The 25,507-nt window shown below is 39.8% G+C and carries 22 protein-coding genes and 1 pseudogene; 18 read left to right on the top strand and 5 right to left on the bottom strand.

Annotated features, from left to right (window positions below):
- Positions 1-53: 53 nt before the first annotated feature.
- Both AEQ18_RS00330 and AEQ18_RS00325 read right to left on the bottom strand, forming a co-directional pair.
- Positions 54-524, bottom strand: coding sequence for a MogA/MoaB family molybdenum cofactor biosynthesis protein (locus tag AEQ18_RS00330; RefSeq protein ID WP_054114376.1), 471 nt, complete (start codon positions 522-524; stop codon positions 54-56).
- Positions 490-1,527, bottom strand: a complete 1,038-nt coding sequence (locus tag AEQ18_RS00325; RefSeq protein WP_054114375.1) for a HesA/MoeB/ThiF family protein — start codon at positions 1,525-1,527, stop codon at positions 490-492. The genes AEQ18_RS00330 and AEQ18_RS00325 overlap by 35 nt, the downstream gene beginning before the upstream one ends.
- A gap of 79 nt (positions 1,528-1,606) precedes the next feature.
- Here AEQ18_RS00325 and AEQ18_RS00320 point away from each other — a divergent pair, with 79 nt between their 5' ends.
- From AEQ18_RS00320 to moaA, 3 genes are read left to right on the top strand one after another with little or no spacing between them, the layout of a single operon-like run.
- The gene (locus tag AEQ18_RS00320; RefSeq protein ID WP_054114374.1) at positions 1,607-2,008 is read left to right on the top strand and encodes a molybdenum cofactor biosynthesis protein MoaE; all 402 of its coding nucleotides are present in this window, start codon (positions 1,607-1,609) and stop codon (positions 2,006-2,008) included.
- Positions 2,008-2,253 carry a MoaD/ThiS family protein gene (locus tag AEQ18_RS00315; RefSeq protein WP_054114373.1) on the top strand — a complete coding sequence of 82 codons (246 nt, stop codon included), beginning with the start codon at positions 2,008-2,010 and terminating at the stop codon, positions 2,251-2,253. The genes AEQ18_RS00320 and AEQ18_RS00315 overlap by 1 nt, the downstream gene beginning before the upstream one ends.
- A gap of 5 nt (positions 2,254-2,258) precedes the next feature.
- Complete coding sequence (moaA, locus tag AEQ18_RS00310) at positions 2,259-3,263, top strand: GTP 3',8-cyclase MoaA (RefSeq protein WP_054114372.1); 1,005 nt, start codon at positions 2,259-2,261, stop codon at positions 3,261-3,263.
- Positions 3,264-4,072: 809 nt separating this feature from the next.
- Here moaA and AEQ18_RS00300 read toward each other — a convergent pair.
- Positions 4,073-5,449: an MATE family efflux transporter gene (locus AEQ18_RS00300; protein WP_054114371.1), complete on the bottom strand. Its 1,377-nt coding sequence runs from the start codon at positions 5,447-5,449 to the stop codon at positions 4,073-4,075.
- Positions 5,450-5,836: 387 nt separating this feature from the next.
- On the opposite strand from AEQ18_RS00300, the gene AEQ18_RS00295 reads away from it, so the two are divergent.
- From AEQ18_RS00295 to AEQ18_RS15980, 7 genes are all read left to right on the top strand, one after another.
- Complete coding sequence (locus tag AEQ18_RS00295) at positions 5,837-6,814, top strand: ABC transporter permease (protein WP_082348559.1); 978 nt, start codon at positions 5,837-5,839, stop codon at positions 6,812-6,814.
- Positions 6,815-6,825: 11 nt separating this feature from the next.
- Positions 6,826-7,713, top strand: coding sequence for a carbohydrate ABC transporter permease (locus AEQ18_RS00290; protein WP_054114370.1), 888 nt, complete (start codon positions 6,826-6,828; stop codon positions 7,711-7,713).
- A gap of 65 nt (positions 7,714-7,778) precedes the next feature.
- Positions 7,779-9,392 carry an ABC transporter substrate-binding protein gene (locus AEQ18_RS00285; RefSeq protein ID WP_054114369.1) on the top strand — a complete coding sequence of 538 codons (1,614 nt, stop codon included), beginning with the start codon at positions 7,779-7,781 and terminating at the stop codon, positions 9,390-9,392.
- Complete coding sequence (locus AEQ18_RS00280) at positions 9,389-10,867, top strand: glycoside hydrolase family 32 protein (RefSeq protein ID WP_054114368.1); 1,479 nt, start codon at positions 9,389-9,391, stop codon at positions 10,865-10,867. The genes AEQ18_RS00285 and AEQ18_RS00280 overlap by 4 nt, the downstream gene beginning before the upstream one ends.
- Positions 10,864-11,742: an ROK family protein gene (locus AEQ18_RS00275; protein ID WP_054114367.1), complete on the top strand. Its 879-nt coding sequence runs from the start codon at positions 10,864-10,866 to the stop codon at positions 11,740-11,742. The genes AEQ18_RS00280 and AEQ18_RS00275 overlap by 4 nt, the downstream gene beginning before the upstream one ends.
- 53 nt (positions 11,743-11,795) lie before the next feature.
- Positions 11,796-12,764 (top strand): LacI family DNA-binding transcriptional regulator, encoded by a 969-nt coding sequence (locus AEQ18_RS00270; RefSeq protein ID WP_054114366.1) that lies wholly within the window; start codon positions 11,796-11,798, stop codon positions 12,762-12,764.
- A 172-nt stretch (positions 12,765-12,936) separates the two neighbouring features.
- A complete protein-coding gene (locus AEQ18_RS15980; protein ID WP_268760903.1) occupies positions 12,937-13,179 on the top strand; it encodes a transposase in 243 nt (80 codons plus the stop codon).
- Positions 13,180-13,226: 47 nt separating this feature from the next.
- Here the strand turns inward: AEQ18_RS15980 and AEQ18_RS00260 are convergent, their stop codons facing one another.
- Entirely contained in the window at positions 13,227-15,599 is a 2,373-nt protein-coding gene (locus tag AEQ18_RS00260; RefSeq protein WP_054114365.1) for a phosphoketolase family protein, read from the bottom strand.
- A 348-nt stretch (positions 15,600-15,947) separates the two neighbouring features.
- Here AEQ18_RS00260 and AEQ18_RS00255 point away from each other — a divergent pair, with 348 nt between their 5' ends.
- From AEQ18_RS00255 to AEQ18_RS00235, 5 genes are read left to right on the top strand one after another with little or no spacing between them, the layout of a single operon-like run.
- On the top strand, positions 15,948-18,014 hold the full coding sequence (locus AEQ18_RS00255; RefSeq protein ID WP_054114364.1) for a BglG family transcription antiterminator: 2,067 nt from the start codon (positions 15,948-15,950) through the stop codon (positions 18,012-18,014).
- A gap of 1 nt (position 18,015) precedes the next feature.
- On the top strand, positions 18,016-18,492 hold the full coding sequence (locus tag AEQ18_RS00250) for a PTS sugar transporter subunit IIA (protein ID WP_054114363.1): 477 nt from the start codon (positions 18,016-18,018) through the stop codon (positions 18,490-18,492).
- Positions 18,493-18,511: 19 nt separating this feature from the next.
- Positions 18,512-18,802, top strand: a complete 291-nt coding sequence (locus AEQ18_RS00245; RefSeq protein ID WP_054114362.1) for a PTS sugar transporter subunit IIB — start codon at positions 18,512-18,514, stop codon at positions 18,800-18,802.
- Between the two features lie 27 nt (positions 18,803-18,829).
- A complete protein-coding gene (locus AEQ18_RS00240; protein ID WP_054114361.1) occupies positions 18,830-20,098 on the top strand; it encodes a PTS galactitol transporter subunit IIC in 1,269 nt (422 codons plus the stop codon).
- 13 nt (positions 20,099-20,111) lie between these two features.
- Positions 20,112-21,170 (top strand): zinc-binding dehydrogenase, encoded by a 1,059-nt coding sequence (locus tag AEQ18_RS00235; protein WP_054114360.1) that lies wholly within the window; start codon positions 20,112-20,114, stop codon positions 21,168-21,170.
- 132 nt (positions 21,171-21,302) lie between these two features.
- Here AEQ18_RS00235 and AEQ18_RS15295 read toward each other — a convergent pair.
- Positions 21,303-21,404, bottom strand: a pseudogene (locus AEQ18_RS15295) (transposase); the annotation flags it as partial.
- 327 nt (positions 21,405-21,731) lie between these two features.
- On the opposite strand from AEQ18_RS15295, the gene AEQ18_RS00230 reads away from it, so the two are divergent.
- The 3 genes from AEQ18_RS00230 to AEQ18_RS15290 all read left to right on the top strand — a co-directional run bounded on the left by AEQ18_RS00230 (position 21,732) and on the right by AEQ18_RS15290 (position 25,505).
- The gene (locus tag AEQ18_RS00230) at positions 21,732-22,280 is read left to right on the top strand and encodes an RNA polymerase sigma factor (protein ID WP_160316039.1); all 549 of its coding nucleotides are present in this window, start codon (positions 21,732-21,734) and stop codon (positions 22,278-22,280) included.
- The gene (locus AEQ18_RS00225) at positions 22,277-23,518 is read left to right on the top strand and encodes a DUF4179 domain-containing protein (RefSeq protein ID WP_054114358.1); all 1,242 of its coding nucleotides are present in this window, start codon (positions 22,277-22,279) and stop codon (positions 23,516-23,518) included. Before AEQ18_RS00230 ends, AEQ18_RS00225 begins: the two co-directional genes overlap by 4 nt.
- Positions 23,519-23,897: 379 nt before the next feature.
- Positions 23,898-25,505, top strand: a complete 1,608-nt coding sequence (locus AEQ18_RS15290) for an ABC transporter substrate-binding protein/permease (RefSeq protein WP_082348558.1) — start codon at positions 23,898-23,900, stop codon at positions 25,503-25,505.
- Positions 25,506-25,507: the final 2 nt, after the last annotated feature.

The raw sequence follows: 25,507 nt of genomic DNA, 5'->3' as shown, positions 1-25,507 counted from the left end.
AAAAACGGAGCTTCCAGTGAAAAGGAAGACGCCGCTTGAAGAAAAGGTCAAGGTTATTTTCGCCGTTCTTTCAGCAAATGTGGGATCTCTGGCAGAATCAGCTGCTTCATAGCCAGCTGACATGCCTTGACAGAACCTGGCAGCAAAAACAACAGCTGCTCTTGCTCATTAAAGCCGGCGCATGCGCGAGAAGCCATGCCATGAGAACCAATTTCTTGAAAACTCAACCAGCGGAAAAGTTCACCGAAGCCCGGCAGCTCTCTTTTTATAAAAGGCTGTAAGGCTTCAGGTGTGACGTCTCGCTTAGAAATACCAGTTCCGCCATTGGTAATGATGACTTCGCAGTCAGTGTTGACTAGGTTAAGATACGCTTGTTGGATCAAAGGTATTTCGTCTTTGACGAGGTGATAGTGAATCATTATGAATCCTTCTTCTTTCACTGTTTGCATGATTGTCTGTCCGGAAAAGTCATCACGTTCGTTGCGGGTATCACTGATGGTCAAGAGACCGATTTTCACTGTCATAAGTTGCCCCTTTCACGATCATTTGTAAGAATTCTGGTAAGAGTCGACTGTTTTTTGGTGTCAGACCATAAATCAAGACTTTGCCGTTTTTAAATAAAGTCAGTTCAATGGTTCCGATTTGTATTTTGGCAGCCAAAGGGTTTTCCTTCAATATAGCACTGTGTCTTCGGCTGTTTTCAAGAAGGGCATGCTGCTGCAGGGGAGATAGGGTTGTCTGGTATACATCTGTGCCACAGATTTTCTTGGCTTCAACGGCTACAGCTGACGTCGTTTTTTTCTCAGAACAGACGGGACAGGTTGCTTTTTTTTTGATCAGGTAATGGTCTAATGCACTGTGCCAAAGATCGGCATAAGTCATTGTTTGCCATGACAGCGTGGGATCATCTAGCAAAATCTTGTAGACAAGAGCGACTTGCAAACTAGTCACGAAAGGCACGAGGGGCGTTAACACGCCAACAGTCGAGCAATCTTCTTTTTCTAGTCCATCCAATTGGGGAAAGACACAATGGAGGCACGGCTGTTTGCAAGGATGCAATGCCATTACTTGCCCGGTCGTTCGATTGCAAGCACCGAAAACAAATGGCAGCTCATGGTGATAGGCATAGAGATTGATCAGACTGCGCGTATGAAAATTATCGGTACAGTCCAAGATCAGATCGATCGTTCCAAGTTCTTCAAAAACCACTTGTTCAAATGAACAAGGATAGGTCGTTACTTGAACCTGTGGATCGATCCGCTGCAGCTGCTTTTTAGCCGCTGTGACTTTCTTTAGCCGTGACGTAGCATCATCGGTGACAAAAAGGGCTTGGCGCTGCAAATTGGTTTCATCAACGGAATCAGGATCTACCAAAATGATATTTTTGATTCCACCACGGACTAACTGTTCTGCACAATATGTACCGAGCGCGCCACAGCCAACGATCAAGAGTGTTGCGGCAGAGATTTTTTGCTGACCCTGTTTCCCAATCTCAGAAACACGGATTTGACGATCATGACGATCCATAGAAAATCCTCCGAAAAAAAACGATTATTATCCATTATATCATGCTGAACTTAAGAAAAAAGAAGAAAGGAGTGGTTTTTTGGCCAATATCCGATTGCAAAAGGAACCAATCGATATCGCGACAGAAAGTGACCGCTTAAGAAGTCCTTTTGTTGGTGGCATTGTGACGTTTTCAGGAACCGTTCGTGAATGGACGGGAGACCAACAGACTGCAGCGATCGATTATACAGCGTATGAAGGAATGGCGCAAAAAGAGATGCAACGACTGGTGGAAGAAATACAAACGAAGCAGCTGTCAATTACATTAATCCATCGCATCGGTCGTTTGCAGCCGATGGAAACAGCGGTTTTCATTGGTGTGGCGGCACCGCATCGACAAGCAGCTTTTGTCGCTTGTGAATATATCATCGATCGCTTGAAAGAACGAGTACCTATTTGGAAAAAAGAAATCGCGCCTAATTTGGCGCAGGAGGACATATGATGAAAGTAACAGTCAAGCTATTTGGACCTTTACGGGAACAAATCACAGATGAAGCAGTTTGTATTTTAACAGAAAAAGTAGACAGAAAAATCATTTTACAGGCGATGCAAAAAGCCTATCCATTGTATACCAAAGAGATAGCCAGTTGCAGCACAGCTGTTGATCAGTGTTTTGTTGACGAGATTCCGGTGGTAATCACTGCAGCCAGTGAAATCGCCTTGATTCCACCGGTCAGCGGGGGCTGAAGGGGATGGGAAATGTACTAACTGATCGTTTTGGACGTCCTCATGATTATTTGCGAGTATCTGTAACAGATAAATGTTCCTTGCGCTGCACTTACTGTATGCCGGAGGAAGGACTGGCTTTTTTTCCAGATGAGGCAATTCTTAGCAAAGAAGAGATCGTTACGCTCGTGCAACACTTCAGTCGGCTTGGAATCACCAAGGTTCGTTTAACGGGTGGAGAGCCTTTGATACGCAAAGATATTCTTGAGATCGTCTCCGCCATTGCGGCGTTGCCAATAATCAATGATCTTTCTTTGACTACGAATGGCTTGGCTTTGCAAAAGTTAGCAAGACCGTTGAAAGAGGCAGGAGTCAATCGCTTAAATATCAGCCTGGATACTTTCAATCAGGAACGTTACCACCAAGTAACCCGTGGCGGTAACCTGAATCGTGTGTTGAAAGGACTAGAAGCAGCCCTTCGTGTTGGCTTTGATCAAATCAAATTGAATGTGGTGGTGATTCAAGGTCAAAATGATCATGAACTGCTAGATTTTTTGCGCTTTACTTTCGACAACGAAGTCACCGTGCGTTTTATTGAATACATGCCAATCGGAGGCAACGCACAGACGTCATGGCAAGAAGGCTATCTCGGCGTGGATCAAGTGTTTGCTCTTTGTGAAGAAAAAGGCTGGCTTGTTGAACCGGTGAACATTGACGGTAATGGACCAGCAAAAAATTATCAAATCAAAGGTGCAAAAGGGCGTTTTGGTTTGATCCATCCTATCAGTTGCCAATTTTGTGCCACCTGTAATCGTCTGCGAGTGACTGCTGACGGCTATTTAAAAGCCTGTCTCTTTTGGGAGGACGAAGTACATCTACGTTCGGTCCTTAAGGATTTTGTGTTATTCGAAAAAAAAGTCAAGCAGGCATTGATGCTAAAACCAAAAAATCACGAGATGGCACTGGACCAGCCAGAAAGCTCATTCTCAGAAAAACCGACTTGGCGTCATATGAGTCAGATTGGTGGATAAGTACAAAGTTTGTTTGGTGTGTGAAAACCAGGCAGGATGTTTTCTAAGATTTAGTAGACCGTGATGTTAACTTGCTGTGAAACAAGTTAATGCTGATAATAATTTTGAGAATTCTTGAAATCAAATCCGATGGAAATCATATCTATCGTCAAGGCAATAAGCGTATAAACTTTTCGAAATTTGATTGGTAAAAACTATATGTTATCTTTATTCCTGAAACTATTTCATCTCGTTGTTAATGATAAACTAACGTAGAATAATTTAGTTAGTTTATCATTAACTTATGAAGGGGTTATTTTGAATCAAAAAATTGCTAATATTTTTGTTAAATATAGTGGCAATCTCTCTCTAAAAGATGCTCGAAAAGAGGAATTCTACCTATGACATTAGATAGATTGGTTAAAGCTGATGAAATTGAGAAGGTAGAGCCAGGGTTTTATGTGATGAAAGATACGTTTATTGATGAACTGTGCTTGGCTCAAAGTATGTATTCCAAAGGGATAGCATGTTCCAAAAGAACGCCTGGACAAATATGCCATTCATCACCACTATACAACAAAAGAAACATTCGAATTAGGATTAACAGAAACAGAAAGCTTCTATGGGAACAAAATCATTCTTTATGATCTGGAAAGAACCCTATGTGATATGTGGAATTAGCAAGTGCAGGAGCAAAACAAGAAGCATTAAAAGAGTATATGAGTACCCCTAATAGAGATACAAATAAGTTAAGAAAGAACAAAAAAATCGAATCATCAAGTTTGCGCATGCATCTTGATGATTCGATTTTTTCATTACATACATTTTCCTCAATGCACGATATTCTTCACCCAAAGATCAGAGCGGATCAAGCGGTACCCGATTCCACTCTTCAACAGTTCCACCAATTGGCAGCACAGGTAGACCAAGACGATCGAGAGCGTCGTATGCGTACTTAGTACAAAGGCCAACGGTAGAACGATCACCCAAGTGAAGACACTGTCGAACAAAAAGGTAATAAAGGTTTGGCCGCCAGAACGTAAAATGAAATAGCTGGCATGGTTAAAGGCATACATCGGCATACATAACGCAGCGACTTTGATAAATTGGCTGGCTAGGCTTTTGACTGCCGGTTCGGTTTGGTAGATTTCAGGGAAGAACGGTGCAACCACCATCATCAAAATCCCGAGTCCGAGACAACTCATGACGGAAAAGAAGAGCAGTTTTCGTGCACTGTCCTTGGCTTCATCGAATTTATCAGCCCCTAAAAGTTGGCCGACCATGATAGCAACTGCACCACCCAGTGCCATATAGACAATATTGAACAGGTTGGAAACAGTAGAAGAAATATTCAAGGAAGCAATCACCGATAACCCACGAACGGAATACGCTTGAACGATCATCGTTTGGCCAATTGCCCAAAGGATCTCATTGGCCATCAAAGGCGAACCTTTACGCAAAATCTGTTTCACCAACTGCAGCGGTACGCTGAATTGATGGTAGACCCGAACGGCAAACGGATTGTCCTCGACATGGCGATGCACCCAATAGACTGTGATGGCACATTCAACGATACGGGCAATCAAGGTGGAAATCGCAGCGCCCCGCACGCCCAATGCAGGGAAGAAGAACAGGCCGAAAATCAGCAAGAAATTCAAGGCCGTATTGATGACTACGGCGATGCTGCTGGCAAACATCGGCACCATCGTTTTGCCCATTTCCCTAAGCGAACTGGCATACGCTTGAGAAATGGCAAAAAATGGCAGGCTGAACAACAGGATGATTAAGAACTCTTTGGCAGAGGTCAAAGCAAGATTTAACTCCGCACTATCGCCACCGCCATGCAAATAGAGACGGATCAAGAAATCTTGCCCAAAGAACAACAACCCCATCGCGAATAGACAAATCAACAAATTGCCCACCAACTTGAAGCGAAACGCATCCCGCATCCCATGATAATCTTGCTTCCCATAGAACTGGGTCCCGAAAATACTGCCCGCAGAAACGATCCCAAAGATGCTCAAGTTAAACACAAAGATCAGTTGGTTGACAATGGCTACACCGGACATTTGTGCAGTCCCGATTTGTCCCACCATTAAATTATCTAATAAGCCCACAAAGTTGGTGATCGCATTCTGGATCATCACTGGAATCGCGATCGTTAAGACCGTACGGTAAAAGGCTTTGTTTCCAATATATTTTTGCATGATTCCTCCATAAACAACAAATAATTTCAAATATGCTTACTCAGTATAGCAAAAAGTCGCTGGTTTAAAAAGCAGGGTTTGATGTGAGACAGATAAGATTCGTTTTTTGATGACCTTTAGTTAAAATTGATGAGCGTATCAGTGGGAATACTCAAGAAAAATACTTTGATGGGAAATGACTGGAAAATCAAAAAGAAAGGCAGACGTAGCGATAGATTTTGTACAATTATAAATTTTTGTACTATCAATATACATTTTGATATTGACATGAAAAAGAAGGCGTGCTAATCTAAAAGCAGAAAAAGGGAAACGTTTCCACTTTTGCGTTGGGAGGTTTCCTTTTTTAAAAAGTCAAAAATGGAAACGTTTCTAAAAAGGGGGATCTATATGGAAAAAGTGATAAAGGAACAGTTTTCGGGACGAAAACGAGCCATACCTAATCCTGATAGAAAAAAAGAAAAATGGCAAAAGTTCAGAAAAAAAGTAGCAAAAGACAAGTGGCTTTATTTACTCATGGTACCAGGCATTTTACTTACAATTGTTTTTCGTTATTTCCCAATGTATGGCGCCATCATTGCGTTCAAAGATTACAACCCAATGCTGGGCATTTGGGAAAGTCCCTGGGTTGGCTTAGCGCATTTTCGAACATTTATCTCTTCACCTAACTTTTCAGTCTTGTTAACCAATACTTTGAAAATTAGTGTTTATGGACTGATATTGGGCTTTTTTCCTCCCATACTGTTGGCATTGTCATTAAATCAAATTCTCAATAAAAAAATCAAACAAAAAATCCAATTGATACTTTATGCGCCTAATTTCATTTCTGTCGTCATTATAGTAGGGATGCTCTTTTTGTTCTTATCTGCAAATGGTCCAATTAACGGGCTCGTCGAAAAATTCACAGGACAGTCTATTATGTTTATGTCAAACCCTGATTATTTTCGAACAATTTACATTCTTTCTGGTATTTGGCAAGGGATGGGTTGGGCTTCAATACTATATACAGCGACTTTAGCTGGCATTAGTTCAGATTTATATGAAGCTGCAAATATCGATGGCGCAAATATCCTGCAAAAAATTTGGTTTATTGATTTGCCCGCGCTTAGACCTGTTATGGTTATCAATTTTATTTTATCAGCAGGAAATATCATGAATGTTGGTTACGAGAAAGCTTACTTGATGCAAACGTCAATGAATATTCCAACTTCAGAGATTATTTCGACATACGTATACAAAATAGGGTTGCAATCTGGTGATTATGCGTACTCAGCAGCCGTGGGGTTATTTAATATGATCATCAACGTAGTACTTTTATTGCTTGTCAATGGAATGACTAAAAAAATAAATGACGGCGAAGGCTTATAGGGGGAAATAAAATGAATCTTACTATGTATACGAAGATAGACAGGCAGTTGCTCTGGGTCAATCGTATTATTGTTGGGTTTTTGGTGATAATCACGCTAGTGCCACTGGTATACGTGGTGGTAGCCTCATTCATGGATCCGGCTACTTTAATCAATCAGGGGATCAGTTTTAATCCTAAAGATTGGACGACGCAAGGGTATAGTCGTGTGTTTGCTGATGATGCTATTTTAAGAGGATTCCTCAATTCATTGTTCTATTCGTTTAGTTTCAGCTTCCTGACAGTATTCATTACAATGATTACGGCATATCCGCTGTCGAAACCAGATTTAGTGGGTCGTAGGGTCATCATGATTTTCTTCATCATTACCATGTTTGTTGGTGGGGGATTGATTCCAACCTATTTATTGATCAAAAATTTAGGAATGTTAGATACCGTTTGGTCCTTGATCGTTCCTGGGGCAATCAATGTTTGGAATATCATATTGGCGCGGACATACTTCATGAGTTTGCCGAAAGAACTATCTGAGGCTGCCACGATCGATGGCGCCAATGACTTGCAAATTTTGTTTAAAATTATGCTGCCTTTAGCAAAACCAATAATGTTCGTGTTATTTCTATATGCGTTTGTGGGGCAATGGAATGCCTATTTTGATGCCATGATCTATATAAAGAATCCCAATTTAGAACCTTTACAGTTAGTTTTAAGGAACATACTGATTCAAAACCAGCCTTCTCAAGATATGGTAGGCTCAAATACAGCCATGGCTGAAATGAAACAAATCGCTGAATTGATCAAATATGCCACCATAGTTATCTCGAGTTTGCCATTGATCGTCATGTATCCATTCTTTCAAAAGTATTTTGATAAAGGCGTATTGGTTGGTTCGGTCAAAGGATAGATATGGATGTATGGTTTATATCAAGAAGTCATCAAAATAAAAATTTTTTTAAAGGAGAGAAACAAATGAAAAGGAATGCAAGAATGATCACCACATTAGTAACAGGTTCATTGCTTTTGGCTGGTTGTGGAGGCGGTTCAAAGGACAGCGCAAAGTCAAGCCCAGATTATGAGCTAGCAGATATCAGTTTTCCGCTTGCTGAAAATGTGACATTAAAAATGATGTCGCAAAGTGCAGCACTCGCACCAAATGATCCCAATGAAAAATTGATTTTTCAAAGAATTGAAGAGGACACCAATGTTCATATAGATTGGACCAACTATAAAGCTGATTTTGCGGAAAAAAGAAATCTAGATATTGCAAGTGGAGATTTACCAGATGCAATATTTAATGCTGGCGCCGGGGACTATGACTTACTTAATTGGGCAGAAAGTGGTGTGATTGTGCCGGTTGAAGATTTGATTGACCAGTATATGCCGAATTTGAAAAAAATATTTGACGAGTACCCTGAATATCGTCAATTATCTACAGCACCAGATGGTCATATCTATTCTTTTCCATGGATTGAAGAATTGGGTGAGGGAAAGGAATCGATCCATACGGTCAATGACATGGCATGGATCAATGTAGAATGGTTGGACAATTTAGGATTAGATATGCCGACGACAACGGAGGAATTGATGACCGTATTAGAGGCGTTCAAGACAGAAGATCCTAATGGAAACGGAGAAGCAGATGAGATTCCCTTTTCATTTATCAATGATGGTGGAAATGAAGACTTGAAAATGCTTTTTGCTGCCTTTGGTGAAGGGGACAATGATGATCATTTGATCGTCGACAATGATGGCAATGTGCAGTTTACTGCGGATAAAGACGGATACAAAGAGGCAATCGCTTACTTTAATGAAATGTATCAAAAAGGCTTGATCGACAATGAGGCTTTTGAGCAGGATTGGAATACGTACGTCGCAAAAGGAAAAGAACAAAAATATGGTGTGTATTTTACTTGGGATAAGACCAATGTGACTGGAGACAATGACCAATATGATGTACTGCCGGTATTAGCAGGGCCGGATGGGCGAAAACATGTGACGAGAACAAATGGTGTCGGCTTTTCAAGGGATCGGTTCGTGATCACTAGTGCGAATAAGAACTTAGAACTGACAGCTAAATGGGTCGACAAAATGTATGAGCCATTACAGTCTGTACAAAATAACTGGGGAACATATGGAGACACAGAACAAGCAAATATTTTTGAGCTGAAAGATGGGATGTTACACCATCTGCCTTTGGATGGAGTCGCGCCAGGGGAATTGAGACAAAAAACTGAAGCAGCCGGACCTTTGGCTGTGTTGAACACCTATTATGGCACGGTTACGACAATGCCCGACGATGCACAGTGGCGCTTAGATTTGATGCATGCTACTTATTTGCCTTATATCAATAATGAAAATATCTATCCAAAAGTTTTTATGGAAAAGGATCAAACAGATCGACTGGCAAAAATAGAAACAGATATGTGGGATTATATTTACCGCAAGCGTGCAGAATGGATTACGAATGGCAATATTGATGATGAGTGGTCAGATTACTTGGCTGAGTTGAGTAGAGTGGGAATAGAAGAATGGCTTGAAATCAAGCAAACCGGTTATGATAATTTTATTAAAGGGACTGAATGAATTTGACAGAGAAACGGAAAGACACGATAGAACAGGCAAATCACTTCATTGCGCAATCCAAACATCAAGTGAACCAGCAATACCGCCATCAGTATCATCTGATGGCGCCGATTGGTTGGATAAATGATCCGAATGGGTTCATTTTTTTTCAAGGCGCATACCATTTATTTTATCAGTATTATCCTTATGATAGTCAGTGGGGACCGATGCACTGGGGACATGCCAAATCAACGGATATGATACATTGGGAACATTTACCAGTCGCACTGGCGCCTGATCAGTGGTATGACAAAGATGGTTGTTTTTCAGGAAGTGCGCTCGAAAAAGATGGTTTGCTCTACCTTATGTATACAGGACATAGGATAGAAGAGGGCAAAACGTACCAAACACAATGTATTGCTATGTCTAAAGATGGTATCCACTTTGAAAAGTTAGAGAATAATCCGGTTATTGGAGAATCGATTCTTGGCAAGGAAGGGAGCATTCATGATTTTCGTGATCCAAAAGTCTTTGTACATGGTGAAACATATTTTGCTGTTGTAGCCACTAAGACTGAACATGATCGAGGGCGTATTCTTCTCTTTTCATCAGAAGATTGTATCAACTGGCAGTTTTACTCCGTTCTTCTGGAGGGGGATGCATCTCAAGGAATCATGTGGGAGTGTCCGGATTTATTTCATTTAGATGGTAAAGATGTATTGATTTTGTCACCAATCCAGATTGAAAAGAATGGTTATGAATACCATAATATCAGTTCTACGATGGCATGTATCGGAAAAATGGATTGGCAGACTGGTAAACTAGAGGTAGAAACGTCCCATGAAATCGATTTTGGGTTAGATTTTTACGCGCCACAAACGACGCTCGGTGCCGACAATCAACGAATCATGATAGCGTGGATGCAAATGTGGGCCAGAACACTGCCAACCCATGTATTAGGCCATCGGTGGGCTGGATCAATGACATTGCCGCGGACCTTACATGTAAGAAATGAGCGCTTGGTGCAAGAACCCTTTGCCCAAATCCATGATGCGTTAGACCTTCAATTAAATGAAGAACAAATAATAGTTAATGAACATCCGATTGTGTATCGACGCGTAATAGAAGACAACACATATTTGCGCCTAGTTATTCAGCTAAACGAAGCAAGAGAATTTACGTTCACCTTGGCTGGATTGCAATTGAGCTATTCTTATGACAAAGAAGCGTTGACGTTGTCACGAGAGAACGTTGGCCATGTGATCTCAGGAGATGAACAGCCAATACTGACACAAAGAACGATCCAGACTCCTTTAATAGAAGATTGTCTAACGTTAGAGATTTTTCGTGATACATCGTCGATCGAAGTCTTTATTAGTGGGCAAGAAACCATAACAACTACTTTCTATGAAGAAGAAAAGAATAAAGATTTAATTTTCTCAGCAACTGGAAATGCAATAATTCAACAGTTGGATATAGGTCAGGTGATAGTATGACGTACTATGGCGCAATCGAAGCAGGAGGCACAAAGTTTGTATTGGCAGTAGCGGATCAAGAAAACCAAATAATTGAGCAAGTTTCGCTTCCTACAGAGACTCCAGAAAAAACGCTCAGCGCTGTGCAGACATTTTTCAAGCAATATAGATTGAAAGGATTAGGTGTTGGGAGTTTTGGACCATTAGATCTGGATCCGAAATCTTCTACTTATGGTTGGATCACCAATACACCAAAAGTTGATTGGCAATTTTTTGATTTGCTTAGCTACTTGAAACAACATATTTGCAATCAAGTTACATTAACGACAGATGTCAATGCTTCGTGTTTAGGTGAATACTTATATGGGGCTGCGAAACATGTGCGTAGCTGCTTGTATTATACTGTTGGCACAGGTGTTGGTGCCGGTGCAATCAATCAAGGTACATTCGTTCAAGGTGCTGCACATCCTGAAATGGGACATGTCATCATACGCAGAATGGATGGCGATGATTTTGAAGGTATTTGTCCTTTTCATGGTGATTGTTTAGAAGGCATGGTCAGTGGTCCTGCATTAGAAAAACGTACTGGAAAATTAGGAAAGCTTATCTCAAAAGAGGATGAACATTGGACATATGTGGCAAATTATTTGGCACAATCTGTGTATAATGCGAGTTTGACATTAGACCCTGAAGTTATTTTGTTTGGGGGTGGTGTTTTTAAGCAAACACATTTATTACCAAGAATCAAAAGTGCATTTGATGAACTAAATCATGCGTATAAGAAAATAGGAGATCAAGATTCTTACTTGAGATTGGCAGCGTTAAATGACCAGCAAGGCGTTTTGGGATGCCTTGCACTAGCTAAACAGACAGAGAGACCACTTATCCCGGACTAGTCTTTTGCGTCTTGCTCTATTATAATAAATCGTAGAGATTGCGAGGGGATTTTGTGAAAGCTACGATGAAAGAAGTTGCTAAGCTAGCGGGTGTTGGTGTAGGAACTGTATCAAGAGTGCTAAATAATGGATCTGTGAAGCAATCCACACGAGAAAAAGTGGAAACTGCTATCAAGTCTTTAAACTATCAACCAGACATTTATGCAAGAGGATTAAAGACAAATAAAACCAATACGATCGCCTTAATTTTGCCTAGTGTATGGCACCCTTTTTTTTCAGAATTTGCTTTGCATGTTGAAAGTCATTTAGAAAGAAATCATTATAAACTCTATCTTTGTAATTCTAATGGAAATTCAGAGAAAGAGCGAGAATATATCCAAATGGTCATGCAAAATAAAGTGGATGGCATCATTGGTATCACCTATTCTGATATTGATGAATATATTTCTAGCAATCTTCCTTTTGTAAGTATTGATCGTTATTTTACTGAAGATGTAATCTATGTGACATCTGACAATGCAGCTGGAGGGGAATTGGCTGTTAAAGAGTTGCTAGACAGGCAGTGCCACCACTTAGCATATATTGGTGGATATCAAGATACACCGAATGAAACAAAAAATCGCCGTAAATTTTTTGAATTGTCTTGTGAACGTTATGGAATCAGGTATGATGTGTTAAATATGCTCGAACCGATTGCATGTATTGAGGAACAGATCACAGCATTTTTGACTACCCATCCATTGATCGATGGCATTTTTACAATCAATGATTCAATGGCTTTAGAAGTATGCCGAGTGCTGTCTAAAATGGGGCGAAGGGTACCTCAAGATGTCCAAGTGATTGGATTTGATGGGCAGCGCATTAGAGCGGAGGAAGATTATCTGGTCTCAACGATTGTGCAACCTATTCAGGACATGGCCATCCAGGCTGTAGAACTGCTTTTAGATGTGATTGAAGGCAAAGAGGTTGAAAAACGTACGGTTTTGCCGGTGAAATTTGCTGAAGGCGGCACTACTAAATAATATCCAGTGAATTTGGAAGCGACCCGCTAAACTGAGGTAAAATATAGAAGCACCTCTTGTTGTATTCAAGTTAATGTAGTGACCCTAAAAGTTAGACTTTTTGGGAGTGGATAAATCTGGAGTTGGTATAATAAACTAGACAAAGAATTAAGGGCAGGCGAAGATCTAGATTATGCCAAGACGTTCATTTGATAAAGCATTTAAAATCGGCGTTGTAAAACTAGTGACGGAAGAAAAATTTTCTGTTAAAAAAGTTAGCCTACAGCTAGAAGTTCACGCGAATAGCTTGTATCGATGGGTTCAAGAAGTTGAAAAATATAGAGCCAAAAAGCCGAAAAGAAAGAACTCGTTTCGGCTTTTTGGTTTGCATAGAAATACAAATACTATTTGGCATTGCTGTTTAAATAAGAATTAGAAACGTTCAAGTTTGATTTACTTTCAAACTTTCAACAGAACCATTTTTTATCCCAGAATCAAGGGTTGCCAATGCCAGTTTATCACATCAGGTATATCTTCACCATTTTTTCGGATATATTCATGATGGAAGGCAAGCTTTGCGTTCATCTTTTGGATGAAGGCAGTTGACTCATTAGCATTAATCGCGTTTACCGCAGCTATTGCTAAGTGGAAGCGATCCATCTCACTTAAAACACGCATATCAAATGGTGTTGTAATATCTCCATTTTCACGATATCCATGAATGTGCAAGTTGTGATTATGTCGGGAAAAAAAGATGTCGCGAATCAATCCTTCATAACCATGAAAAGCAAAGATGATTGGTTTATCCTTAGTGAATAAACGATCGAATTCTGCGTCTTTCAAACCGCGGGGATCCACAAGAGGATGACGCAACCTTAAAATATCTACAACATTTATAAACCGGATTTTTAAGGACGGATAAGCCTCATTTAACAGTGTAATAGCTGCTAGCGCTTCTAAATTGGGCTCAGTTCCTGCAGCAGCAATGACCAAGTCTGGTTCATTTGGACCTGTTGTACTCGCCCATTCAATGATTTTTGCGCCTTCTTTCACCAATAGTTCTGCTTCATCCGTCGAATAAAATTGTGGCCGCGGATGCTTACTGGAAACAATCAGATTGATTACTTGTTTTTCTTTCAGGGCGTGATCCATCACTGCCATTAATGTATTGGCGTCTGCTGGCAGATATTCACGAATGAATGCCGGTTTTTTCTCCGCAAGATGGGTAATGATCCCTGGATCTTGATGGGTATAGCCATTATGATCTTGTTGGAAAACTGTTGAGGTTGCAATAATATTCAATGAAGGATATTCCTTGCGCCAAGATTGATCGGTTGCCTTTCTTAACCACTTAAAATGCTGAGTCAGCATAGAATCGACCACCCGTAAAAACGATTCATAACTTGCAAAAAAACCATGTCTACCGGTCAATACATAGCCTTCCAAAAAGCCTTCTGCTTGGTGCTCAGACAATTGCCCATCAATCACTCGACCGACAGATGATTGCCATTCATCCTCTTTTGTTATTGGCTCTAACCATTGTCGATCAGTAGCCTCAAATACGGCGTTCAATCGATTCGATTTTGTTTCATCTGGTCCAAAAATCCGGAAATTTTTCGGGTTTTCAATTAGTATATCCCGCGCTTGATTTCCAAAAACAGTCATGTCCTGTGCAACGACTGATCCAGGTATCGTTGTATCTACCCCATATTTTTTCCAGTTGGGAAGCGTTAATTCTTCTGTTCTTATTCCCCCATTTGCGATGGGTGCAGCAGCCATTCGTTTCTCCCCGTTAGGTGCGATGTTACGATATTCTTGCTTTAGTTGCCCAGTAGAATCAAATAAATCTTCTGGACGATACGACCTTAACCAGTCTTCTAATACTTGAACGTGGTCCATATGTTCAGCGTCTACTGGAATCGGTACCTGATGTGCTCGAAAAGTTCCTTCAATTTTTCCATGGTTCCACTCTTTTGGTCCAGTCCAGCCTTTTGGTGTCCGAAAAATGAGTACCGGCCACTGAGGCATAATCGCTTGGTCAGCTGGCCTCTTACGGGCAACCGCTTGAATGCGTTGGATTTCCTCAATCGCTTCATTTAATACATTCGCCATAAGTTTGTGGACCTTTTTTGGATCATTCCCTTCAACAAAATAGGGTTTCCAGCCCAATCCTTCAAAATATTTTTGCAATGCTTCATTGGTTTTGCGAGCTAGAATCGTTGGATTGGAGATTTTCCCTCCGTTTAAGTAAAGAATTGGTAAAATCGCCCCATCATTCACGGGATTGATAAAGGTATTGGAAAGCCAGCCAGTGGCTAAAGGGCCAGTTTCTGCCTCGCCATCACCAATAACTGGTACAGCTATGATCTCCGGATTATCCAGTACTGCACCTACGGCATGAGACAACACGTACCCTAATTCTCCTCCTTCATGAATCGAACCTGGGGTTTCTGGTGCTGCGTGAGAAGCAATTCCTCCAGGAAAAGAAAATTGCTTGAACAATTTTTTTATCCCCTCTTTGTCTTCGGTTATCGCTGGAAATTTCTCTGTGTAGCTACCATCTAAATAAGCATTTGATACCATAACTTGTCCACCATGTCCGGGCCCTGAAAGAAACAACAAATCCAACTCATATTTTTGGATTACACGATTTAAATGCGCATAAATGAAATTTTGTCCTGCAATTGTACCCCAATGTCCTATTGGATGGATCTTTAAATCATCTTTAACGATTTTTCTTTCTAGCAGTGGGTTGTCTTTTAAGTAAAGCTGTCCCACAGATAGATAATTTGCCGCTCGCCAAAAACCATCTAGTCTATCCAGATATTCTTGTGCTTCGTATATACTTGCTTTCATGTTCTTTGCTCCTTTTTAGTAAGATTTACTTTAAATTACGACTTAATCATACGTACAGTTTGTGAAAATGTAAACTTGGTTTGAGAACAAATTGCAGAATCTATTGTTAAATAATGGGGATGCTCACCCAAAATCCTCTAGCGAACAGTCCCAAGTTACATAAAAAGGCTAAAATAAATGTGGTTAAAGTTTTTTATCCCCAATGAAATCAAAGAATCGAGTAAAATATAATTACTGGTTTTTTTTTGGACCCCATGTTGCAAAAAAAACACTAAATTATTTGGGAACAATAACGATTGGAATGAAAGCGTTTTTAATGTAAATTATGTAGGTGAAGAGGGATGAGAAATGAATTTAGAAGAACGAACCAATCAATTGTTTTTGGAGTTAGTCAACAATCCTCAAATCAGTAGCTCCGTTCTTTGCAAAAAGTTTGAGCTTACTCGGGGGCAACTAAACTATGCCTTGAAAAAAATCAATGACTCTCTGCAAGAACAACAACTGGCAAGCATTAAACGAACCAAGACAGGACATTTTATTGTTTCTGGGGAAATCCTGTCTACTTTTAAAGGAGTGGACAGGGAGCCTTCTAGGAGTACCTATTCTTTCTCTAGTAAAGAAAGAATCGAACTGATCCAATTGAGGATTCTCAGTAAAGAAGATTACCTTTCATTAAATCACTTTATTGACGAATTAAAGGTCAGTCGAAACACCATTCTCAGAGACTTAAAAGAAGCCGCTCAGGGGATAAAAAAATATGATGTTGCGTTAAAATACACTAGAAAAAATGGGTATTTTATAAAAGGAGATGAGTGGAATAAGCGGAAATTACTGGCAAATTTATTGACAAATCTTGCTGAGCTTTATCATGGCAATGAGTTGATTATAAGGTTTGGTAACATTGATCGCGAGATGGTAGCGACTGTCAAAAAAAGGGTGGCCTTAGTAGAAGAGGATTTGAATGTCCAATTCACAGATGAGCGGATTAAAATCTTGCCGCTTTTAATCATTTTGATTATTAGACGGGCACAAAAAGGAAAACTTATCACCTATCATTTTCAAATAAATGATCTTGAACTGGCCGACACAAAAGAATATCAAGCAGCTGATCGAGTCATTTGGGATAGTGAAGGGCTGCCGGAAAATGAGCGAATCTATTTGACAATGCTACTTTTAACCACCAATCTATCACGAGCAGACATGTTGTCAGCCAATGAAATAGACCATATGCGGACCGTTCTTGAAGCCGTCATCGAAAACTTCGAAAAAATTGCCGGGATCAATCTAGAAAAAAAAGAGAAATTACTGGATCGGCTATTGGTCCATATGCGACCTGCATACTACCGTATCAAATTTCATTTAAATCTTCAAACCAAATTTTACCAAGAAAATAAAAATGAGAATCTCTTTTCCTTATTTTATTTAGTTAAAGAGGCTAGTGATCCATTAGAGCATTATTTTGGTCAAGCAATTCCAGATCCTGAGCTTTTCTTTATTTCCTTGTTTATTGGCAGTCATATAGTAGAAAATAGTGATATTGTTCCTCATGAAAGCCGAAAAAAAGCTATCATTGTTTGCCCTAATGGGGTTTCAATGGCGATTTTATTGGAAAATACCTTAAAAAATCTTTTGCCGGAGGTTGATTTTGTCACAACCATGTCTGTTCGGGAATTCTATCAAAACAGCCATAAAGTTGATTTTATTTTTTCGGCAGTTCCACTAGAAACAAAGATGAAGGTATTTGTTGTCAACAACTACTTATCCGATGAAGAAAAAAAGAATCTTAGAGGAAGATTTTTGCAATCCGCTTCCTTGTTACAAACAAGAAGCGTCACCCCAGATAGTATTCTTTCTATAACAAAAAAATATGCGGATATCAAGGATGAAGATGGCTTGTATAAAGCACTTTTTTCGCTATTCACACCGAAAGAAACGAAAATTCTTGAAAAAAAGCGCCCGCATTTGATTGATTTACTTGATGAAAGCATGATCCATCTCTTTGAAGAAGAAGAGGATTGGTCCTGCGTATTATCACAGCTAGCCAAACCTTTAAAACGAAACAACATCATTACCGACAAGTATCTCGTAGAGCTGAAAAAAGAGATGCCCAAACTGCCGGATTACATCATTTTGAGAAACAAGATTGCCTTACCTCACACTATTCCAGAGGCCGGAGCGTTAAGTGTTGGAGTTAGTCTTGGTATTGTTAAAAAGGGAATTATTTCAGAAACAGGGAAAAAAATCTATACAGTGATTTTGCTTGGATCAAATGACAAAGAAGAACATATTGACTTGATTTTTGAACTGATGAGTTTGGCTGGTTCAACTATGATTGCAGAGATCGAACAAGCCCGATCAGTCATAGAAATCAGGGATCTATTAAAAAAATTTAGTGAAGCATATTGGAGGCAATAGGATGGAAGAGAACCCAAAATTGAGTACTTATTTGAAGAAACCTTTACTCTTTATTCAAGCATCGATGGCAACCCAAGATGAATTGTTTGAAACAATTAGTCAAGCTGCCCTGGAACTTGGATGGACGCGAGCAGATTTTTTGCAACGAATAAAAGAACGGGAACAATCTTTTCCCACCGGTATTCAATTAGGTAAAGCAGGCGCTGCCATTCCCCATACAGATGCAGAATGTGTCTTGCAAGAATTTGTTGCGGTGGTGACAAATAAATCACCTATTGATTTTAGTAGTATGGAGGATCCAGAACAAACCGTAAAAGCAGATATTATTTTCATACTCGGATTGAATCGACCTCATGCCCAACTAGAGATGTTGCAGTCTCTAATAGGGCTATTGCAAAATCATATCGTTTTACAACAGTTGATTGATTCAACGAACACAAACGAATTTTTGGAAACAATCAAACAAAACCAACTATAAGAAAGATGAGGAGATAAAAATGAAAAAAATCAGAGTATTAGTCGCATGTGGCGCTGGAATCGCCACCTCAACAGTTGTCATGAAGAAAGTCGAAGAGTTGTTCAAACGGCGAAATATTCCTGTTGATATTGTCCAAATAAAAATTTCAGAAGCTGCCGCGAAGCAAGATCAAGCAGATCTACTGATTTCCACCACCATGCTGCCAACAAGTTACAAAATCCCCGCAATAAAGGCGATGGCATTTTTAACGGGGATTGGAACAGAAAAACTTGAAAATGAGATTATTGAGGTAGTGAAAAACATGCAATAATAAATTTAATCAAAAAAGGAGAAAAAAATGGATAGTCTAATGAATGTTGTTCAAAGTATTTTAAATGTCGGAGCAAGTGTGATGCTGCCAATTATCATCTTCATTGTGGGAATTATTTTTAGGGTACATCCCAAAAAAGCGATACTATCAGGTATCACTGTTGGGATCGGGATGATAGGCATCAATTTAGTCATCAACCTATTAACAACAAGCGTTGGTCCTGCAGCACAAGCGATGGTCGCAAGGTTTGGTTTAAACCTAACGATTATCGACGCAGGCTGGCCAACAGTCGCAGCTGGTACTTGGGCGCAACCAATCGCAGCTGTGATGATTCCAGTAATTTTAATCGTCAATTTGATTATGCTCGCTTTGAACTGGACAAAAACACTAAATATCGATATCTGGAATTACTGGCACATGAGTGCGGCTGCAGCAACCGGTTATATTGTAACAAATAGTTTTATTTTTGGCATCATTTGCGGGATTATTTACACAGTTTTTGTTCAAATAATCGCAGATAAAACCGCACCAAGCGTGCAAGAATATTATGGCTTGGAGGGAATCAGTTTAACGACTGGATCTGCGCAAGGCTATGCTTTGCTTGGTATCCCGATTGGATGGCTTGTAGATAAAATCCCAGGAATTAATAAATTGGACGTCAATCCAGAAACCATCCAAAAAAGATTCGGTATTTTCGGTGAGCCGATGATCATGGGAATCATTATTGGGGGAGGGCTAGGTCTATTAGGCGGTTATGATTTTGCAGGAATATTACAAATTGGAATGACCATGGGTGGTGTGATGTTTCTTATGCCTCGGATGGTTAAGATTCTAATGGAAGGTTTGATACCAATTCAAGAAAGTGCGCAAAAAGTGCTGCAAACGCGTTACGGTGATCGCGAAATTTATCTTGGTATGGATGCGGCTTTAGCCACTGGATCCCCTGCTGCTTTAGCTACCGGTCTTTTAATGGTACCCATTACATTATTTATTGCCGTGATATTGCCTGGCAATCGCGTCTTACCTTTTGGGGATCTTGCAACGATCCCATTTTTTGCAGCCCTTGTGGTCCCAAGCAGAAAGGGAAATATTCTTCATTCTGTGATTTCATTGACAGTCGTTATCACACTAGCCTTGCTTATGGCAACCAATTATGCGCCTGTGTTGACAGAAATGGCACAAGGAATCGTTGAATTTCCCAAAGGCGCCGCTGAAATCAGTAATCTAGATACTGGCGGAAACTTTTTAAATTGGATTTTCTTGAAATTAGCAGAACTTGTTTCAACTTTAATGTAGGAGGCAGTTGACGATGACAAAAAAAATGTACGGTGTTTCAAAACAGCGTCCTGGATATGACAACATGGAATTTATTGAATTGACAATTCCAGAAGCAACAGAAGATAAGGTTTTGATTGAGGTGGCTTATACTGGTATCTGCGGTTCAGATATCCATACTTACAAAGGTGAATATAATAATCCAACAACTCCAGTGGTTTTAGGTCATGAATTTTCAGGGAAAGTCGTAGCTATTGGTCAAAAAGTGACCAGTGTCAAAATTGGTGATCGCGTTACAAGTGAAACAACCTTTTATGTCTGCAATAAGTGCGAGTACTGTAAAAATAAACAATACAATCTTTGTCCTTATCGAAAAGGTCTTGGGACACAGCAAAATGGTAGTATGGCAAATTATGTGTTGGCCAGAGAAGAAAGCATCCATATTCTCCCAGACAGCTTAAGCTATGAAGGAGCAGCTATGAGTGAGCCGTTAGCCTGCTGTGTTCACGCAATGTATCAATTGAGTCGTCTTGAATTGCAAGATACGATTATTATTATGGGTCCTGGACCGATTGGCTTATTCTTATTACAAATCGCAAAAGAAATTGGTGCCACCGTGATTATGACAGGAATTACCAAAGATGCGCATCGTTTAGAATTAGCAAAGTCGATGGGCGCTGATGTCGTTGTTGATACACTTACAGATGATTTAGCCGCCGTTGTCCAAAAAGTAACCCATGGTCGTGGCGTTGATAAAGTTTATGATGCTTCAGGTGCTGTCCTTGCAGTGAATGAGGGCTTACCTTTGATTCGCAAAAAAGGACAATTCATTCAAGTGGGTTTATTTTCTTCAAAGGTAGTCGATATTGATACCGAGTCTATTATTCAAAGAGAAATAGAGTATATTGGCAGTCGCTCACAAAATCCCTATGACTGGCCAATAGCAATTCATCTCTTAGATAAAGGTGCAATCGACATCAACAGGATGATCACCAAAGTATATCCTCTTGAAAAATGGCATACAGCTTTTGAAAAAGTCATGGAGGGTAATGAGATAAAGGTAATTATCGCGTCAAACCCAGAAGATTTTTGATTGAAATAATTCTGGATATTTGTCAATAAGGACTGATGAATTGTGTAAGATTAAATCTGGGTCAGAATGTACCTTATTCTGGCTCAGATTTTTTTGTTATCTTACTTTGATTAATTGATTGATCAATAAGATTCAAATTCTCATGTTCTCAAATGATTTAAATCCGTAGGATCCTCGCTTCATTGTCTTTATATGGGTATTCTTCGCTTCTATTTTTCCATTGGTGAGCTGGAAGTAAGCGAGTTCATATCTGTAACTAAGAATTCCATTTCTTTTGGGTTAATATAGCTAAGGAAATAGCTTGCTAATCGTGTAGATATTTTGTGGCCAAAATATCAATTAATTGTCCAGTAGCATATCATTTTCTCAGTTGATTTTTTTTGTCTTGACCTAATCATACTAGAAAATGATATATTTTTTATCCAAAATGAAAATGGGACTGAAGAATCATTTCTGATTCATCAGTCCCATAAATTATAGAGCCGAAATAAATTTTTACATCATTTTAGTATTTTTAATACTTTGTCTTGTATATAAATATAAAGGAGAAAAATGCTGGAGATGAATGAAAAAGATGCGTATTTGAAAGACCGTTTGCTGCAGCAAAACAATGATGCGTTAAGAGAAGTCATTGATACCTATTCGCATGACTTGTATGCGGCAGCGGCGATTGTACTTACCAAACAGTATGCGCAACGTGTGCAAGAAATAGAAGAAGTCGTACAAGATACCTTTGTTTTTCTGTGGCGGTATCCCGAAAAGTACAATCCTGAAAGAGCCTCTTTGAAAACCTATTTGTCTTGGAAAGTCATCAGTTTGGCAAAAAACAAAGTGGTAAAGAACAATCGAGAGAAGAAATTGTTCGCTTCACTAGCTGGTCTGTATCAACATCAACAAATACCTGATTGGTTTGATGATCACTATCTTGATATGTTCCTTGCCTTGCCTGACAAAGCCAGAGAGGTCATGGTGCGGCGATTGATTTTGAATCAAAAACCAAAAGATATCCAAAATGCACTCGGCATACCACTGAAAGAAATCAATAATATCCTTTTCTACTATAAAAAACGCTTGAAAGACATGATCAGAGAGGGGATGGATGCGAGATGAAACAGGATACTCAGAAAGTGGATCTCTTCTTGCAGGAAGAAGGCCTGCTTGATACGATTGATGAACAACGAATTTTTCGCGCAGTTCAGTCTAAATCAGTTCCCCGAAAACCGAAGAGGCTGAAAAAAAGTGTCGCATTGATGGTTGCGTTTTTTTTGATCCTTACTTTAGTTGGTTTTACGACTGTTCCTTATCTTTCCAAAATCATCAACACGTATTTTGGGCACAACTTTAGCACTTTGTTGACACCGCAAGAGGAAACCAGTGTCACAAAAAATGGGGTTAAAATTCGGCTGATGCAGTATTTTCAAGATAATGGTGTGTATTACACAGTCATATCGACTGAAGGGACTGAGCAGAAAGTGTTGATTGATCCTGCTGATGTACCTGGTGTGTCTGTGGTCAAAGAAATCACGCCTGAAAAAGAGCATAGGAAGCAGTTCTTTTTACTCACCAGTTTCGATAAATTATCCGAATTAGCGATTAAACTGCTGCAAACAAATCCAGTCAAAATCAAAGAGGAGATAAAGTTAAGCAGCATTGAAGAGAGGGCTGCCAAGCAATCTGAGCAAATATCTCGTTCAGCTATTTTAAACAGTACAGGCATTGAGGAAGCCAATGATCCGCTCTTGATTCTTAAGGGAGAACATCGGTCAACAGACGACTATTTCGCTATCAACAGCTATGGGATGATTCAAGATAGATTCCATGTCCAGATTCAAAGCCTGAACAAATCCATCAATGACCTTTTACTTTCAGTGAATACAGACACAGAAGCGGCATATCAGCCGACTGTGACATATCTGTTTGATTATTATCAGGGAGCGAATAAAACGTATCGGAAAGAATTTGTTTTTGACATAGATGAATTGGATAAGGTGGATGCTTTCACTATTTCTGGTACGTTGTTTACAGAACAAATTTCTGCTGATTGGACTATAGACATGGGTGATCCTGATCCATTGCCAACGAAAGTATTTGAAAGTACGGACAAAGCAGTATCTATTACTGTTTCTCCATTATCTGTCCATATCCAAACACCGTATACAACACGGTTAGCAGGTAGTTCAGTGATTGCGGAAGATAGTGAAGGGAACAAACAAGAATTGGCAATTTTAAATCCACAGGATCAGCAGGGAACCAATGATATGACCTATATGACATACTATAATGATCTTAGTCGAATCGAAAAGGTATATATCGGTGATGAGGTGTTTACACTAGCTGTCCACCGGTAATCGGTACTTTGGTACCATGGCTTGAATGATCAACAAAATAACGAATGAGGCAATAAAAAAAGTAAAAACAGTTGACGTACCCTGAATAAATGGATAGAATATTTCTTAATAAAGACAAGGAGGCTTTTTTGATGCAAACGCACGTAATGAATACTGGACAATTTTATTATTACGCTTTTTATAGATGATGTTTGCGTCATATAGATGCAAACAACAGTTGTTTGTATCTATGAAGAGCTCATTTTTGGTGCCTGCATAGATTGGTGAATCTAATGTAGGGCTGAGAAATCGAAACTGATTTTTTATACAACTTTCTGCCGACATTAGAATGATCTGATGTCGGTTTTTTGTGTAGATAAGGAAAGAGGTATGGAGAAAAATGAAAAAAAGAGACAAGGAACAGAAAGGGTGGCAACTGGTTGTTGCAGCCGTCATATTGGGATTACTGGTCGTAGTAGGGAGTCCTTTTCAAGCAGCAGCGCAAACCGTGGTGGTAGGAACTTCTGGTCAAACCAAACCATTGAACTTTTTCAGTGAAGACAATCAATTGACTGGATTTGAAATCGATGTATTGAAAGAAATGGACGAGCGTTCAGACACTTTGAACTTTACATTTGAAACAGCTGAGTTTGCCTCATTGTTTGCGGGACTGGATGCGAAAAAATTTGATTTAGTCGTTAATAATCTTGGGGAAAGTGGTGACCGTCGAGAGAAATATTTGTTTTCTCTGTATCCATATATCGTCACTCATAATGTGTTGATAACCGCTACAGACCAGTCAGATGGATTGTCGATTGGTGATCTGAAAGGAAAATCAGTGGCGGTTGTCCCTGCTTCACCACAATCACAATTTTTAGAGTCGTGGAATGAGGACAATCCAGACCAAGCTGTACGCATCCAATATGTGGATTCGGATCCATCGCAAATCATTCGCGATGTAGAGAGCGGGAAATTTGACGCAACAATCTACGCGACGACCTATGTCCATGATGTGGAATCGACCTTTGGCATTACACTAAAAACGCATCCCATTGAAAACGAAGCAGATATCAGACAACCCGGTTCGTACTTTATTTACCGTAAAGATGAAGTGGCATTACGGAATGAAATGGATGGACTTTTAGCAGAAATGCGTGCGGATGGCACATTGGCTGAAATCAGTGAGCGGTATTTAGGTCAAGACGATACAAAACTAACAAACGAGATTATTGAAAAAAATGATGCGTTGAACAAAGAAATCGTGACAGCTACAGAAAATCCTGCTGTCGAGACCGAAGCAAGCACGAAGGGGAAATTATTTGTTCCGTCGATGATTCCAACAATCATGAAGCAATTGTTGCCAAAACTACCCATCACTTTACTGATGACGGTCGTATCAGTGGCGATTGGGTTCTTGCTGGGTTTTTTGATTGCCATGATTAAGATAAAACAGATTTCTGTATTGACTCAGTTGAGTAATGTTTTTGTTTCATTTATGCGGGGGACACCACAATTGGTACAACTGTTCTTGTCCTTTTATGGCTTCCCTATTCTCGTAGAATGGCTTGGAGAAAAGCTGCATTTTAGTGCGGATGTCAATGCGATCCCTGCGTTAGTGTATGTATTTATTGCGTTTGGACTGAATGAAGCTGCCTATACTTCGGAAACATTCCGTGCGGCCTTATCATCTGTTAATCAAAGTGAGATTGAAGCGGCCAAATCGATTGGTATGACGAATGCGCAAACCATGCGCCGGATCATTTTGCCCTCAGCGTTAATAGTAGCTTTGCCGAATCTAGCCAATAGCTTGATAAGTCTGCTTAAAGCAACCTCATTAGCTTTCACTGTGACAATTGTAGATATCATGGGTCAAACACGAATCATTGCCGGTGCGAACTTGCGCTTTTTTGAAGCCTACATTGCCGTTGCCCTTGTGTATTGGGCGATGTGTATTTTTATTGAGCAGTTATCAAAGGTAGTCGAACGCAAGTTGAAAGTGGATCAGTAAAG

The organism is Enterococcus sp. RIT-PI-f, from assembly GCF_001297065.1.
GTDB lineage: Bacteria > Bacillota > Bacilli > Lactobacillales > Enterococcaceae > Enterococcus_D.
The sequence above is the reverse complement of the archived record's forward strand: the minus strand, read 5'-3'. Positions and strand labels throughout refer to the sequence as shown.

Excerpts from the sequence above, each read along its gene's own strand:
- AEQ18_RS00330 (WP_054114376.1), bottom strand. The coding sequence starts at position 524 with ATGACAGTGAAAATCGGTCTCTTGACCATCAGTGATACCCGCAACGAA.
- AEQ18_RS00325 (WP_054114375.1), bottom strand. The coding sequence starts at position 1,527 with ATGGATCGTCATGATCGTCAAATCCGTGTTTCTGAGATTGGGAAACAG.
- AEQ18_RS00315 (WP_054114373.1), top strand. The coding sequence starts at position 2,008 with ATGAAAGTAACAGTCAAGCTATTTGGACCTTTACGGGAACAAATCACA.
- moaA (WP_054114372.1), top strand. The coding sequence starts at position 2,259 with ATGGGAAATGTACTAACTGATCGTTTTGGACGTCCTCATGATTATTTG.
- AEQ18_RS00300 (WP_054114371.1), bottom strand. The coding sequence starts at position 5,449 with ATGCAAAAATATATTGGAAACAAAGCCTTTTACCGTACGGTCTTAACG.
- AEQ18_RS00295 (WP_082348559.1), top strand. The coding sequence starts at position 5,837 with ATGGAAAAAGTGATAAAGGAACAGTTTTCGGGACGAAAACGAGCCATA.
- AEQ18_RS00290 (WP_054114370.1), top strand. The coding sequence starts at position 6,826 with ATGAATCTTACTATGTATACGAAGATAGACAGGCAGTTGCTCTGGGTC.
- AEQ18_RS00285 (WP_054114369.1), top strand. The coding sequence starts at position 7,779 with ATGAAAAGGAATGCAAGAATGATCACCACATTAGTAACAGGTTCATTG.
- AEQ18_RS00280 (WP_054114368.1), top strand. The coding sequence starts at position 9,389 with ATGAATTTGACAGAGAAACGGAAAGACACGATAGAACAGGCAAATCAC.
- AEQ18_RS00275 (WP_054114367.1), top strand. The coding sequence starts at position 10,864 with ATGACGTACTATGGCGCAATCGAAGCAGGAGGCACAAAGTTTGTATTG.
- AEQ18_RS15980 (WP_268760903.1), top strand. The coding sequence starts at position 12,937 with ATGCCAAGACGTTCATTTGATAAAGCATTTAAAATCGGCGTTGTAAAA.
- AEQ18_RS00260 (WP_054114365.1), bottom strand. The coding sequence starts at position 15,599 with ATGAAAGCAAGTATATACGAAGCACAAGAATATCTGGATAGACTAGAT.
- AEQ18_RS00255 (WP_054114364.1), top strand. The coding sequence starts at position 15,948 with ATGAATTTAGAAGAACGAACCAATCAATTGTTTTTGGAGTTAGTCAAC.
- AEQ18_RS00250 (WP_054114363.1), top strand. The coding sequence starts at position 18,016 with ATGGAAGAGAACCCAAAATTGAGTACTTATTTGAAGAAACCTTTACTC.
- AEQ18_RS00245 (WP_054114362.1), top strand. The coding sequence starts at position 18,512 with ATGAAAAAAATCAGAGTATTAGTCGCATGTGGCGCTGGAATCGCCACC.
- AEQ18_RS00240 (WP_054114361.1), top strand. The coding sequence starts at position 18,830 with ATGGATAGTCTAATGAATGTTGTTCAAAGTATTTTAAATGTCGGAGCA.
- AEQ18_RS00235 (WP_054114360.1), top strand. The coding sequence starts at position 20,112 with ATGACAAAAAAAATGTACGGTGTTTCAAAACAGCGTCCTGGATATGAC.
- AEQ18_RS00230 (WP_160316039.1), top strand. The coding sequence starts at position 21,732 with ATGAATGAAAAAGATGCGTATTTGAAAGACCGTTTGCTGCAGCAAAAC.
- AEQ18_RS00225 (WP_054114358.1), top strand. The coding sequence starts at position 22,277 with ATGAAACAGGATACTCAGAAAGTGGATCTCTTCTTGCAGGAAGAAGGC.
- AEQ18_RS15290 (WP_082348558.1), top strand. The coding sequence starts at position 23,898 with ATGAAAAAAAGAGACAAGGAACAGAAAGGGTGGCAACTGGTTGTTGCA.